This window comes from Stenotrophobium rhamnosiphilum (genome assembly GCF_003052265.1).
Taxonomy (GTDB): Bacteria; Pseudomonadota; Gammaproteobacteria; order Nevskiales; family Nevskiaceae; genus Stenotrophobium; species Stenotrophobium rhamnosiphilum.
On record NZ_QANS01000012.1, the window covers coordinates 1 to 12,910 of the forward strand.

Annotated in this window: 15 protein-coding genes; 6 read left to right on the forward strand and 9 right to left on the reverse strand. The window is 47.6% G+C overall.

Translation table 11 applies throughout. The annotated features are described in order from the left end of the window. Positions 1–149 precede the first annotated feature (149 nt). The 3 genes from CJD38_RS18105 (at position 150) to CJD38_RS18115 (ending at position 1,902) form a co-directional block, all read left to right on the forward strand. Positions 150–455: a hypothetical protein gene (locus CJD38_RS18105; protein WP_107941869.1), complete on the forward strand. Its 306-nt coding sequence runs from the start codon at positions 150–152 to the stop codon at positions 453–455. A 13-nt stretch (positions 456–468) separates the two neighbouring features. After that, entirely contained in the window at positions 469–1,143 is a 675-nt protein-coding gene (locus tag CJD38_RS18110; RefSeq protein ID WP_107941871.1) for a nuclease-related domain-containing protein, read from the forward strand. A gap of 159 nt (positions 1,144–1,302) precedes the next feature. Further along, positions 1,303–1,902, forward strand: coding sequence for a DUF6338 family protein (locus tag CJD38_RS18115; RefSeq protein WP_146166022.1), 600 nt, complete (start codon positions 1,303–1,305; stop codon positions 1,900–1,902). 146 nt (positions 1,903–2,048) lie between these two features. Here the strand turns inward: CJD38_RS18115 and CJD38_RS18120 are convergent, their stop codons facing one another. After that, positions 2,049–2,912: a hypothetical protein gene (locus CJD38_RS18120; protein WP_107941875.1), complete on the reverse strand. Its 864-nt coding sequence runs from the start codon at positions 2,910–2,912 to the stop codon at positions 2,049–2,051. Positions 2,913–3,453: 541 nt separating this feature from the next. Further along, positions 3,454–4,038, reverse strand: a complete 585-nt coding sequence (locus tag CJD38_RS18125) for a hypothetical protein (RefSeq protein WP_107941877.1) — start codon at positions 4,036–4,038, stop codon at positions 3,454–3,456. 564 nt (positions 4,039–4,602) lie between these two features. On the opposite strand from CJD38_RS18125, the gene CJD38_RS18970 reads away from it, so the two are divergent. Continuing rightward, positions 4,603–4,797: a DUF2158 domain-containing protein gene (locus CJD38_RS18970; RefSeq protein ID WP_366511352.1), complete on the forward strand. Its 195-nt coding sequence runs from the start codon at positions 4,603–4,605 to the stop codon at positions 4,795–4,797. On the opposite strand, the gene CJD38_RS18135 is transcribed toward CJD38_RS18970, so the two are convergent. From CJD38_RS18135 to CJD38_RS18145, 3 genes are read right to left on the reverse strand one after another with little or no spacing between them, the layout of a single operon-like run. Continuing rightward, positions 4,729–5,814: a tyrosine-type recombinase/integrase gene (locus CJD38_RS18135; RefSeq protein WP_107941881.1), complete on the reverse strand. Its 1,086-nt coding sequence runs from the start codon at positions 5,812–5,814 to the stop codon at positions 4,729–4,731. The genes CJD38_RS18970 and CJD38_RS18135 overlap by 69 nt on opposite strands. Positions 5,815–5,816: 2 nt before the next feature. Continuing rightward, entirely contained in the window at positions 5,817–6,083 is a 267-nt protein-coding gene (locus CJD38_RS18140) for a hypothetical protein (protein WP_206363073.1), read from the reverse strand. Beyond that, positions 6,064–6,273: a hypothetical protein gene (locus CJD38_RS18145; protein WP_107941883.1), complete on the reverse strand. Its 210-nt coding sequence runs from the start codon at positions 6,271–6,273 to the stop codon at positions 6,064–6,066. Before CJD38_RS18145 ends, CJD38_RS18140 begins: the two co-directional genes overlap by 20 nt. Positions 6,274–6,471: 198 nt before the next feature. Between CJD38_RS18145 and CJD38_RS18150 the strand changes: the two genes are divergently transcribed. Beyond that, a complete protein-coding gene (locus tag CJD38_RS18150) occupies positions 6,472–6,945 on the forward strand; it encodes a hypothetical protein (protein ID WP_107941885.1) in 474 nt (157 codons plus the stop codon). Positions 6,946–6,997: 52 nt separating this feature from the next. Here the strand turns inward: CJD38_RS18150 and CJD38_RS18155 are convergent, their stop codons facing one another. Then, positions 6,998–7,279, reverse strand: a complete 282-nt coding sequence (locus tag CJD38_RS18155; protein ID WP_107941887.1) for a helix-turn-helix domain-containing protein — start codon at positions 7,277–7,279, stop codon at positions 6,998–7,000. A gap of 77 nt (positions 7,280–7,356) precedes the next feature. Between CJD38_RS18155 and CJD38_RS18160 the strand changes: the two genes are divergently transcribed. After that, positions 7,357–8,067, forward strand: a complete 711-nt coding sequence (locus CJD38_RS18160; RefSeq protein ID WP_107941889.1) for a hypothetical protein — start codon at positions 7,357–7,359, stop codon at positions 8,065–8,067. Between the two features lie 446 nt (positions 8,068–8,513). Here CJD38_RS18160 and CJD38_RS18170 read toward each other — a convergent pair whose 3' ends face one another. Genes CJD38_RS18170 through CJD38_RS18180 form a run of 3 tightly spaced genes read right to left on the reverse strand, consistent with a single transcriptional unit; the run spans position 8,514 to position 12,139 of the window. Beyond that, positions 8,514–8,882 (reverse strand): HNH endonuclease, encoded by a 369-nt coding sequence (locus CJD38_RS18170; RefSeq protein WP_107941893.1) that lies wholly within the window; start codon positions 8,880–8,882, stop codon positions 8,514–8,516. Between the two features lie 6 nt (positions 8,883–8,888). Next, positions 8,889–10,835 carry an ATP-binding protein gene (locus CJD38_RS18175; protein ID WP_107941896.1) on the reverse strand — a complete coding sequence of 649 codons (1,947 nt, stop codon included), beginning with the start codon at positions 10,833–10,835 and terminating at the stop codon, positions 8,889–8,891. After that, on the reverse strand, positions 10,832–12,139 hold the full coding sequence (locus tag CJD38_RS18180) for an SIR2 family protein (RefSeq protein ID WP_107941898.1): 1,308 nt from the start codon (positions 12,137–12,139) through the stop codon (positions 10,832–10,834). Before CJD38_RS18180 ends, CJD38_RS18175 begins: the two co-directional genes overlap by 4 nt. Positions 12,140–12,910 lie beyond the last annotated feature (771 nt).

The following is a 12,910-nucleotide window of genomic DNA, read 5'->3' on the forward strand; positions in this document are numbered from 1 at the left end:
TACCAAAGTCTTACCACTATCCGTAACAGTCTCAGCCAGAGGCTTCTAACCCCATGAGTTACAGCAAAGTTTTGGGGTGCATCAGGAGCTTTGGTAGCTCTTGCTCGGCGCAGGATTCAGGCTTAAATTCTTCCATCCGGGAGAATTACGTGAATGCACTTATCGAAGATTTTGACGATGCCATGATGAGCATCTATCAGCGCGCGCTTAAAGAAACGGGATATAAAGCTTCCGCATTTCTAAAAATGTTACTAGAGCATCGCGGTTTGGAAACAGCTCGCAGGCTAATCAACACAACTCGCGTGTCACATGGCTATACCGCCCTTTGGGAATTGAAACGCTTAGATCTAACTGTTGAGGCGCTTATTCATGACAGCCCTAAATGGCATGCTCTCTTCACAGCTGAAGAAATTGCAATTTGCAAAAAGCGATTGAACGATTACAAATATTTTTAGATTAAGCGCCGAAATGCAGCACCTATTTACCGTGGTTGGGCGGTTGTCCACGCATGAAGCGATTCTGGTTATTGCTGTACTTCTAGCGCTAGCTATTGGCCGAGCTATCGGGCGATATCAATCTCGACCGATACAAAATCGTGGTGAAGCGATACTGTCTCGTGATGTAAAGACAAAGTTCCACCCACCCGACTACCACCTACTCAACCACATCACGCTTCGACTCAAGGATGGCGCCACCACCCAAATCGATCACATCCTCGTATCGAGATTTGGAGTATTTGTAATCGAGACAAAGGATTATCAGGGGTGGATTTTCGCTGGCTTTAAAGATCGTTATTGGACGCAAGTGCTCTATCGAGCGAAGTTCAGATTTCAGAATCCTGTACACCAAAACCATAAGCACGTTTGTGCCGTCCGTGACCTCCTTGAATTTCTAGAACCTGACGTAATTCATTCCGTTGTTGTATTCGTTGGTGACGCGGCGTTTAAGACCGAAGTCCCGCATGGGGTCTTTACATTGGCAGAGTTTATAGGCCACGTTGAGAGCCTCGCACTCGAGGTCATGTCAGTTAATCGTGTCCAGTTTTGCATCGGTCGGTTGGAGGCCATGCGCCTAGCAATCACAGAAGCAACAGACGTGGAGCACGTCTTGAAACTGAGGCGGCGGCATGGAAATAACGACTAATGAAGGGGCTGCTTCCAGCGCAAACCTGCCTGTAGCTTGCACTCCGTCACAGGGCACATTCCAAGCTTATGAAGCTCTTTGCTTTGATGCGACTGGCATTTGGTATTGCTCAGTGAGATGCTAGGTTTTCAAAATCTTCGAATCGACACCTACATTTCAATGGCTGAAGGCCTCTCCAAAGATTTCTTAGAGCTGCTCACGTACCTGTTGCCGGGCTTCATGTCGGCGTGGGTATTTTATGGCCTCACTTCCCACCCAAAGCCATCTCAATTTGAGCGTGTCGCCCAAGCGCTAATCTTCACCTTCATAATTCGAACTCTTGTTCCGCTTTGTAAGTGGGCATTGGAGTTGGCTGGTAACTGTATTGCGATTGCTCCGTGGAGCCGAGCCGCCGAAGCTGGTACAGCGCTCGTTTTAGCCTTGGCATTTGGAGCTTTTCTAGCTTACTGCACAAACACCGACTCAATTCACGAGCGTTTACGCGAGGCGGGGTTAACTGCGCGCACTTCCCATCCGTCCGAGTGGTTTTATGTTCTTTCCAAGAAGATCACCTTTGTGATCTTGCACATGACCGATGGACGAAGACTTTACGGATGGCCTAAGGAATGGCCTATCGAAGCTGACAAAGGCCAGTTTTACATCATGTTGCCCGCTTGGATTCAAGAAGACGGCACGCAGGTTGATTTGCCTCAACTTGATGGCATATTGGTTAGCGTGAAGGATGTGAAGTGGGTCGAGTTTCTTCAGAAAGCCGATTAACGAGGAGTTTCAAATGACTAATCCGACTAGAAAGGGATCTAATCCCCCGCCACCTAACTCGAATGGAAATGGACGGGGGCATGCGAATACCAATCCTCCTCCGTCGAGTGTCCGGCCGAGTCCCCCGCCCAATCCCCCGCCGCCCTCTAAATAACCACGTCGTTGTGAGGCATTGCGATCTCAGAATTGGCAATCCGAGAAAACGATATTTGAGTATTCTTGCTTGAAATTTTTACTTTGGGATCGTACCCACTGTAATCGCATACGAGCTCACAAAAGTAATTGTGGTAAGCAGCCGACCACGCGTATTTAGCGAACACCTTAGGGAAGATTTTGTATTTTTGGAGATTCTCTTCAATTCGCTCTTTGTGTTGCTCCAGAGAATGCCAGTGAACTTCCTCCCGGTCATAGCTGCCAAGAATTGATCCAGAAAGATAGTTAATAAAATAGCGGCCATCCGAATTTACAAGGACATGCCGATTTTGGGGCGCATGGGCTTTACTGGAGTAATAGTCCAAGTGCGAGTTCACTAAGGACATCACGTCGTTAGACAGGACCACCGTAGGCGTGTCGGCGACTTTGCTTTCTAAATCGTGAGCATCTATCAGTGCTTGTCCAAAAACGACATTCGCGTCCATGTATAACTCGCCGACAGTCAGACCTCCACGAATAAAAAAGCCGTTGAGAACCATCTGAAGCTGAAAACTGATGAGTGAGTCAATAATAAATCCGAATTCTGACTCCAAGTCATGGCTGAATTGTGGGTGAGCTAAGATGACGTTATCCGTGAAGCTTTTTAAGTAAAGCTTCGACCAGGTCGTCTCCTCCTCAAGACTCTTCAGCTGAGTTGTTAGGATGTCGTGGAATGTCTGCAATAGGGCATTGGCATTCGCAACTGACTTGGCGTTTTCCTTGATTCGATCTGAAAAACCCAAGACATCAAGGAAGGCGCAATAAGATTTGCGGTGAACGGGCTTGCCGTTGTCGAGGTAGTCATTTTTTAAGTTCATGATTCGCAATCTACGGGGCTATAGCTGGCGCGCTTTAAGCATGAATAATCGCTCAATAAAAAAGAGCACGCATTTTATTGCGTGCTCTTTCTTTTACTACGACTTCTTACTACGATCGGTTACACCGTATCCGGGATTGGGGATCCTTTCGCGAACTGTGGTGCTGGGACGTTGATACGTTTCCTTGACAGGGATGAACTGTCCATTCTTCGCATCACGCCCACCGATATGCGACTTCGGCGTCTTACTCACATCAATCACCTCCTTTCACTGAGGGATTTTTCGCCTTGTCGTCACCGGCAATTTCGATCTATGATCGATTGTCCATTAAAAAGTTACCGGCACCGCTTCGGCGGAGAACTGCTCAGTACAATTCTCTACAGGGCGGCTTAGCGCTAACTAAGCCGCCTTTTTCTTTGGTCGCGTGTTACTACCACCTAAGAAACCCTTACTGTAATTGGGCGTTGAAACTACAATATAGAGTGGTTTAATGCGTCGTCAACCACAATATGTGGTTACATTTGCAAAAACCTGCGAAAAATTACGGTGTCGGCGGTATCGGTGAAGCTCCCGGAGGTAACGGTGGAAATACTGCCGCAGCTACAGGGGCAACTGCGGGATTTAAGTCTTCGGCACCAATTTCTCTCATTCGGCCAAGCAGCGCTGTCCATGTAGGCTCCTGCATGCCACGCACCGCTCGACCACGCGTGACCACTTTATAAGGATTCCAAATCAGCACGTGTGTCCATTCGCCCTTAGCCCCAGCTTTTCCCTCAATAAAGCCCAATTGGGCTAGTATTTTCATTCGCTCTTTCCACTGATACGTAGCACGCGTACCCGTAAATCCCGACTCTAGAGCTAGCTCCTGCTCGCTCCCAATAGTCACGAAGCCCAGTCCCATATCGCGACACCAAAGAGCAAAATATGTTGCGGAAAGCGGCTTATTCTTGCTCCAGTCATTCATGATTTTTTGAATCAGGGGCATCGTCCTAGGTATTGAGGCAAAGCCCTTGCGAGATGCGGGCATCCACAGCTCATCGTCCTGCACATGTGGCCACAACGACTCACGCTGGGCACGCATTTTTTCAGCCATCTTTCTGTTAACGATGAAGCTCAATGCGGCCATTAAAATCTCCTATCAATAAGTTGTTGGGGCGGTGGGCTCCCTTTTGGAAGGGGGGCCCTTTAATTCGTTGTGTTCGTAATTCCTGAGTTTGGACTTCAGGGTATTTTTCGAATCGGAATGAATCCCGTCCCAACGCAGGCATTATAAGCGAAAAATTGATATAAGTAATTGTTTTATAACGAATTATTCACAATGCCGTAGTGCTATCCACAATAAGACCGCTTAATTTAAATTCGATTGAGTAGACTTAAATTATTCTCTTTAGTTCATCTAATTGCATTAAACACTGCAAAAAAATCATTTAATTTGCTGTATTTTAAGGATTTATTTTTTAAATTGCGTCTCTTGGTTTCGCTGTCTCTCCGTTTCGTGGTCTCACTGTATCCCGTTACAGTTATTGCAGAGCTGGCCATCCCAGCTGCAGGCATGCGCGCACTTCTGGCAGCGACTGAAACCCCTCTAAGTCCTGCCAATCGGATGGCATAAATACTCAGACATTCAATTTCTATGGGCAATAAAAATATGGTCGGTGATTTGGTGAGATTGAAATCAGGCGGCCCAACGATGACCATCCGTTCCTTAAGCGAAAACGGTGAGTCGGTAAGTTGCCAGTGGTTCAACGGATCAACACTGGAAGAAGCGTTCTTCCATGTGGACACCATCGTTATATCGATGGGCGAAGCGACTAAATCAACTCGTACCGTCGTTCAAACGGTTCATCACGTCTCTGGCCTTGGAAGCAACGTCCCGCTGCTCTAAGTGGGCATAGCGCATCGTGGTCTTGATGTCCGTGTGCCCTAAGATCTCGCGCACCTCGTAGACACTCATGCCGTTCTGCACCAATCGTGATGCATGGGTATGCCGCAAGGTGTGAATGCGTACTCCAGTCAATCCGGCACGACGAATGGCTTTGCGTATTGCAATGCTCGCGTAGCCACGCGGGCCGCCTTGCTTATTACTGAATACATGCTCCCCAGCTTTGGAGGCCAATCTTCGCGCTAGGACGGCATAGACTCGCTCCGTCATGAACAGGGTGGTCTCGTTACGAACTTTGGGTCTCCAAAGCTGGATCGTTCTACTGAGTAGATCGATGCGAGACCATCCAATGTTTGCAATCTCGCTGTAGCGCGCTCCAGTATCCAAGAGCAGCACTACCAAATCGTATGCATCCTGCATCTCTCGCTTGATCGTGTCGCTACGTTCATTGAAGGACCGCAATCCATTGCCTTCGCGGCGAGGATCAAGTTCAGCCAGCAATCTGATTTCTTCATTCTTCGTTAAATAGCGAAGCGGATGCTTCGCCAATGCCACTTCGGGAATGTGGAATTCACCGGCGAGGTATCCAAGCTTCTTCGCTCGCTTGATAGCTCCGCCAATTAAGAGGAATCCATGCTTAATGGATTGCCCTCCGACGCCGTCTAACTGGCGATCTCGCTTAAATCGCTCTAGATCAGCAGAAGTGAGTTCATCCAGATACTTTCCGATGGGCATTAACCGTGAAACGTTACGCATCTGAATCATCAGATTACGATGATTGGCCGTTCCTATTTTTGATTCGCAGAAATCCAGCATCGCAGCTTTGAGCGTTATTCGCTCTTGGTGGCCAAGATATCGCTGCGCGTGAACTTTAGCTTTCCAATCGCCTTCAACCTTCGCAGCAATGCGTTTATCTGAGGTCTTGGATGACCTGATATACGTTCTACCGTGCATCTGGAACTGGACATACCAGAACTGCGAGTTCTTGCGTTTTATCAAGGTCATCGGAACGGCCAACATGACTACTTGGGACTGACTTGCTTTTCGGCACGTCGCTTGCAGTTGTACCAGTAAGTAAGCGCTCCCTTTTCAGTGAGAGAAGCACCAGTAACGAATGCTGCTACGGTTACTTCGCGGGGCTCATCCTTCAGCAATGCATACATAGCTTGCGAGGCTTCTGATTTGGATTTGCCGCTTTTGATCAGAGCTTGGCCCTGAGCTATAGCTTTTTTCACTGCATCTTTTGGAGGATCAATTTTTACAGGGGTTTCATTTGCGTTGCTGGTCACGATAGGTCTCCGAGAGTCGTACTACGAGATCGGCCACCTCAGCCTCATCAACGCCTTCGAATCCCGGAATGTCCTCAAGTAGCATCAGCAAGCAATCCACGAATTCCGGCAATCCGGGTCGTGAGCCTGTTCGCTCAATCAGTTCTGCTAAGAGGACTTCTTCCTGCTGCTTCGTCAGTGCTTTTTTCATCTGGGGTGTCCGTTGAACTACTCAGGACACCTTCCCGAAGTTACTAGCCTAGGGCAACGTCTAGTGCTCTAGTAAAATCAATAAGTTACAATAAAGTGAATTGCTTTTTAATGCTTTTATAAACTATTAAGTGCTTGACATTGCGTTTTTTCTTGCTAAATTAAACGTATGAATAAGCAAATATAAGGAAATAAAAGTATGTCAACGCAAATTTCAGTGCCGGTGGCAACCTCCAAATTTTTGGAGCTTTCGGACTTTCTCCGTAACGCGGGAGACCCACGCGATCCAGTGACCGTTGTCACCGTCGCTATTGATTATTGGCTCTCCAACGCGGAGTCGAAGCCTGAACTCTTATCGCTCACGAATTCCAACGGATATCAGTGGAAGAGTTTGTTTCTTCCAGATCAAACGCAGATCCGCATGGCATACAAGGGGACTAACCACTACGCAAAAGTCGAAGGCGACGAGCTGATTTACGACGGCACTCCGACTAGTCCCGGTAGCATGGCAAATTCCATCACCAATAGCAGTCGCAACGCTTGGCGTGATCTGTGGATCAAACGCCCCCAAGATCGCGAGTGGTATCTGGCTGATGTACTGCGCGAGGCAACCCAGATTGATGTGAAGAAAGTTCTCGAAGATCTACTGAGTACGGGCGAGAAATCTTCTTAACACTAAGGTAGGTTGAGTGAGCCTGTCACTCAACCAACTCATGAGTATCTGATCAGGATTTTCGCTTTTTCCCCGAAGGTTTCCAGCCAATAGCTTTTAGATAGCTTGTCATGAACGCTATCGGGTCTGCACCGATTCCATCTATGTAATCTAATAGATCAGCCATATCGATGCGCACAACTCCGCGCTCGATCTTAGACAGCATCCCCTGGCTGGTTCCGGTCTTCTTGGACAGCTCAACTTGGGTGATCCCCGATGCAATGCGCGCATCCGCGAGTAGCTCTAAGAGCACTCTATATTCATCTGCGTAGCGGGATTTTCGTGATCTGGGCATGGCCTTGCTCGTTCAAGGCCATCGAAGCTATAGTCACAATAAGAATATGAAAAACATGACTATTACTGAGAAAAGCAGTGGACAACTACAAGCTGGCATTTAGCGGTGAGATCATTGCGGGGAAAAATAAGGCCGAAGTGATACAAAAGGTCGCCGAGTCCTTTCAGTTATCTCCTGAAAAGGCTCGAGCTCTTTTCTCTGGCAAGGAATTTATAATCAAAACTGGGACGCTGCAGGCAGTGCAAGCAGTTGAAGCCACACTAGTCGGTTGTGGCGCGATTGCTAAAGTAGTTGCCCCAATGACTCTGGATATTAACGAACCATTGGACAGTAGCTGTGAAGTTAGGAACCCCAAGAGCGAGTCCTTCTCTGCAGGCAGCACTAGTCGCAATGACCCCGCTCAACCTCCTAATAATATGGCTGCGCGTGATCAAAAGATCTTTTCTTACCTACTGCTTCAGCTAAAAAAGCCTTGGGCATATTTGGCTCTCGCTTATCTTTCATCAAAGATTCTTGTTGACTCCTTGGACCCATACTTCAAAGCCCTTAACGTACAGCTTGATTTAGAGGCACAACGTAACGTGGGCTTCGTTACAGTAGATCACCCCTCGGTATTGGCAAGCTTAGGGATGACAGGGGTGGTTATTGGGATCATTGCTTTTGGAATAAAGCACATGTTCATCAACCGCGATATTCCGGCAAAGATTTGCGGCGTTATTGGGATAGGGCTGGTGGTTTTCGTTGAGCTATCCCTCTTACTTTTTTGGATTGGCGAATACATTGGTTAATAGAGATCAATCCATAAAGCTTATTCACAGACTGCCAGCTTCCTACCCGTCATCGCCCATGCGCCCAGCGCTTGAAAGGACAAAGTATGCAGACGAATCAAATCGACCCCGCAATTCTCATCAAATTGAGGGAGCACAAAGAGCACGCCAATCATTCGTGCCTAGAATGTGGGTATCAAGGATTGATGGGGACATTCAAAATAAGTAGAGATCGACCGCCCGGCCAGAAAGTGGTGATTTTCGCTTTGTGGGTACTCGCTGGAATTTCACTATTTCTGAATTTTTTTTTCGGGCCTATATCATTCGGATGGTTCATCGCCGCAGGGGTGTTGTGGGGATTCATCCTTCTTGTTTTCGATAGCATGCTTGAAGTGACATATTTCCAATGCCCAGCTTGCGACAAAACGCTAGGCAGCCATTCCGACTGATGATGTGGGAACGATCACTTATTGGTATTCGATCTGTCCGGGATGGGTCACTTGCATGAACTCTTTCAAGCGCTCACTGCGTCGAATCATGATGTGAGCGCGGACAGCAGCAATGTACTTACGTTTATCAGCTACCGGATCGATAGCAGGCTCAGGCACAAAGTGGCCCTTTAAGCGATTGCAGACAGTGCAACTGAGGATGAGATTCTCAATCGCTTTGCCACCACCTTTTGACGTCGGCACTAAATGATCTTCAGTTGCCATCATGAAGCGATCATAGTCAGCTTTGAGATCCATGCCACAGTAGACACAGCGCCCTTGATCTCGTTCAAATAAAAGAAGGAATTTTGATTTGGTAGGCAGCGGCACGTTAGTGATCTTGGTCATAAGCCATTAACCGATCTTGATAGGCAATATCTGTCCAGCGGGTTGAAACCATAACCGCTGAACCTTTGAATCATCGCTATGGGGTTTAGGCGATGCCGTTCTCACTTTGAACGTAGTAGGAATTTTTACTGAATTGCCGAAAACCAGAGCATGTTGCTTTGGCAGTGACGGGAGCCTCTTTAATACCTCGTCTGAAATGAATGGCGTCATCTGTCTGATCTGAGAAAGATCGTCAGGATTTTGAATGCGATGGACGACGAAATTCGAGCATTGTGAAAGTACCGTCTTCGACACCTCAGAGGGTCGTTGCGACGCAAGCATGATGAAGAGACCATATTTTCGGCCTTCCTTGGCAATGCGTTCAAATACTCGTGCTGCATCTATCGAGAACTTTGCGGGCTTCTCAGCAACATACCTATGAGCTTCTTCCAAGATACAGTGAACTGGAAATTGGTTTCTAGGCTCTGCTTTGCGCAGTAGCTTAAAAATCATTCTGGCCATGACGGCGGAAACTAGCTCGACAACCTCATCCTCGAGCTCGTTCATGTCAAGGATGACAATTTGACTCCGCTTGACTAAGCCACCTGCCTGAAACTCCACGCCAAGCAGGTCACGCAGAAATTCGCCCTCAGATATCGAGTTCTGTCCAACCTGATAAGGCTGGCGTAGAAAGGCATAGTCGGGTCTATTTGATAAAGCCTTAAAGCGAGTAAGCATCTGAGAACAATAGTCTCGAATTTGTCGATTGCCATGTGCCTCTTCATACAACAAGGCTAAATCAAGGCACTCACTTAGCTTCGAAAATGCAAATGGCGAACCCGCATACGCGGGAATCTCAATTGAGGGGTCGACAGAAGCTTTTACTTCATCAAAAAAAGCTTTCTCTCTTTCCGTGCTGCCAAAGTTGGCGTACTGCTCGTTATATCCATGCTTTATCGTGATAGCTCTCGTGAGGTTTTCGATTCCATATTGATCAAGCAGCGAAACAATTCGTTGCCTCTTCGCCACAGCGCCATCCCCGCCTTGGTAGGCTCCTAGAATGCAGGTGGCCAGAATATGCTTTCGAATTCTCACGAATTCTGGCCCCGATGAAGTAATAACTGCTGTCAATCCAAGAGCAGTACGTAAAACGGGTATTTGAGTTTTTTCACTCGCCTGAAGTAACAACTCCCATTCAGAATGATCAAGGAACCAATGAGGAAGCTGAAACCGGCCAGGACTAGATGTTCCATCTAGCTTCAAAGTTTTCACATCGATTCCATGCAGATTGAGATCAGCGAATGCAGTCTCGTATTCACCGTTTACGTCGAACACGATGAAGGTTGCTCCTCGAGCCTTATATTCATCGGGCTTTTCAAAGAGTGATTGAAGAACGGACGCCACAGTGCATGACTTACCGCTGCCTGTATTCCCTAGAATTGCTGAGTGCCCACCAAAAAATTCATCAACCAAAACTTTTACATCGTAACCATCAAATATGACTGATGATCCTATTGCCAGAGCTTTATATGCCGTGTTGGGCTCTTTATTGGGGATGACTTCACTTGGCTGAGACGTCTCAAAAATTCGGTCTAATTCTTGGTCAAGTACATACAAAGCATCGGTATATAGCGCTGGGAAAACCGTCACGCCAAAGCGGAAGTCACCGTTCTCATCCTGAGGAAGCATTCCCAGAGGAACAACGTCAAGAAACTTTGCTGACGATGCTTTCTCCAAGTCAGCGCCCGATCCAGATCGTTGAGAAGCGTCCTTTTCGCGTAGGCCAACCACTTCAGCGACAACAAACTCAGACTGTACCGGCACAACGACAAATGAACCTAATCTAGCAACGTAATGAATATCGTCAAAGCCGACGACGGTAAAGTTGTCCGTGCCAGCATGCATTTCAACGACAAATTTATCGGCCGCAACTGATACAAGCTTGCCTATGGCCCTGCGTTTGTTGTCATTCATGGAGATGCATTCTCTGATCCGTCTTTGGGACGGAGGAGGGACTCAATAACTTTTGCTACGGCGACATCAATATGATCGGTTGGTTGCGACGGCAAAAGCTGATTCACTACCAGTTCAAAATGATGCGCCTTCAGGCCTTCAGGACTCTCCCCGCTAATGATCCAAATGCGCGGATCGTTCAGATCTCTTAGCTTGGTGAGGGCGGGATTCGTGGCCGATCCGAAGATCACCAAGCGAAAGGTTGGTATTGTCAAAGCCTGATAAATAATGTTGTTTACATGCTCATCGCCAAAACTGTACCCGAGCGCAAAGAGAACACTCTGCTCACGGGCAATCCTAGATTGAAATTCGCGAAACAAATCCGAATAAGGAGCGCCGAAGCTCGAGCTTTGCTTTGTCGGAGTTGGATAGATCATTACCTTTCCATCGGGCGAAGGTACTTGTAGCTCACGTATCGGATATAAGCCATGCTCATCTTCGACCCAGCTTACCGAGCCATGAAGTTTGCAAAGGTAAATGAACCCATCCACCGCAGACCAACGTCTCTGGCTTATATCTATCTGTTCAGCTAAGGCATATCGATACATCGATGGATTGAATCGGCGTTCGATAGTGCCGCTGAACCCGTTGCAGTAGGGAACCCCCAACTGATCTAAAGCGGTCTCATTGAAAAGATCATAGTTAGTAGTAAACACCCAAGGCCGGGGCAGTGATCGGTCTCGAAAAACTAGCGTTCTATAAAAGGCTTTATAGATCTCAAGAACCTTCTTGTCGCCAAACCAGTTAGCGAATAATCCGTCTGTGCACTTACTAAAGATGAAGGCCTGCGTCTTACCGATGCAAGTTCGGACTAGAGCCAACCCTTGCTTATCAGGAACGCGAACACTATTTGTTAGGGCTAATCGAAGGCTGAATAAAACCTCAAGCAGCTTTTCAAGATTTGTCGAGTACGGCGCGAGGGATAGATCAATGCCGAAGCGAGTTCTGAGATCTTTCTTCTCGGTCGCAGTTAGAAATAGCTTGTCACCACGCTTGCCTACGCCACCTGAGAATTCCTTCGCCAGCGGGCCCATCGTAGGAATTCCCCACTGCGAGCCATCCTTTTCTAGAGAAGAGGCACCTGATCCTAGTAGGAAAGCAATGTTTTTAGCGCTCAATGCTTCTGATAATTGACCTCGCGTCTTCGAAGTCAAATCAACCCAGCTTGTGTTTAACTTTCCTGCGGTAGGAAGAAATTCCTCACTCCCTTTTAGGAATGAAAGATTTCCCTGCGGTGCAGTTTTTCCATCATTCGCATCTGACATGGCCTCCCCCTTTCATAGTTTTTCTAAGTGTACCCTTAGGGGGAGGACAAGATTAAACGACTGGAGATCTTTACTGCGATGCTAAGAAACTATTGAGCGTTGCCCATTAGACCTAGCCGCTGCAGTGAAAATATCCATGCATTAGGGATTCTGTGATCATATTTTGAACCCGGATGGCTTTCACGGTAGTTTTCTTGAAGCGACCCATGCCCTCGGCCGTGGCATTGGGTTTTCATATGAGCCGCTATTTCAGCGGGCTTCGCAAGATACGCACGGGGCGACGACCCAAGCGCAACGCCCCGAAACTGTACGAAAAGAAAAATGACGTCTTTTCTCTGCGCGTCGCGCCATAGGTCTATTGCCTCGTTATATGAGGTGGCCACTGATTTGTATCTAACTGCAAGCATCCAGCCACCATCTTGGCTACCCTTCACTGAAATGGGTAAAAACTTACCGTCCTCCTTATTTGCGACGAGATCGTAGTCCGGTTGGTTTGCACCGTATTGAACTAGGACGTCGTAGCCAGCTTGAGCTAGTAAGCATGCAGCATAAGATTCCGCAGCGATCTCACATTGACGTTGACTCATCACTTTCATGGAGGCAGTTTATCGGGCGGCGTGGCGAACCCACTCTATCAATTTTTAATAACAACCCAAACCAAGCCATCCCAAGAGCTACCAAAGCTCCTGATGCACCCCAAAACTTTGCTGTAACTCATGGGGTTAGAAGCCTCTGGCTGAGACTGTTACGGATAGTGGTAAGACTTTGGTA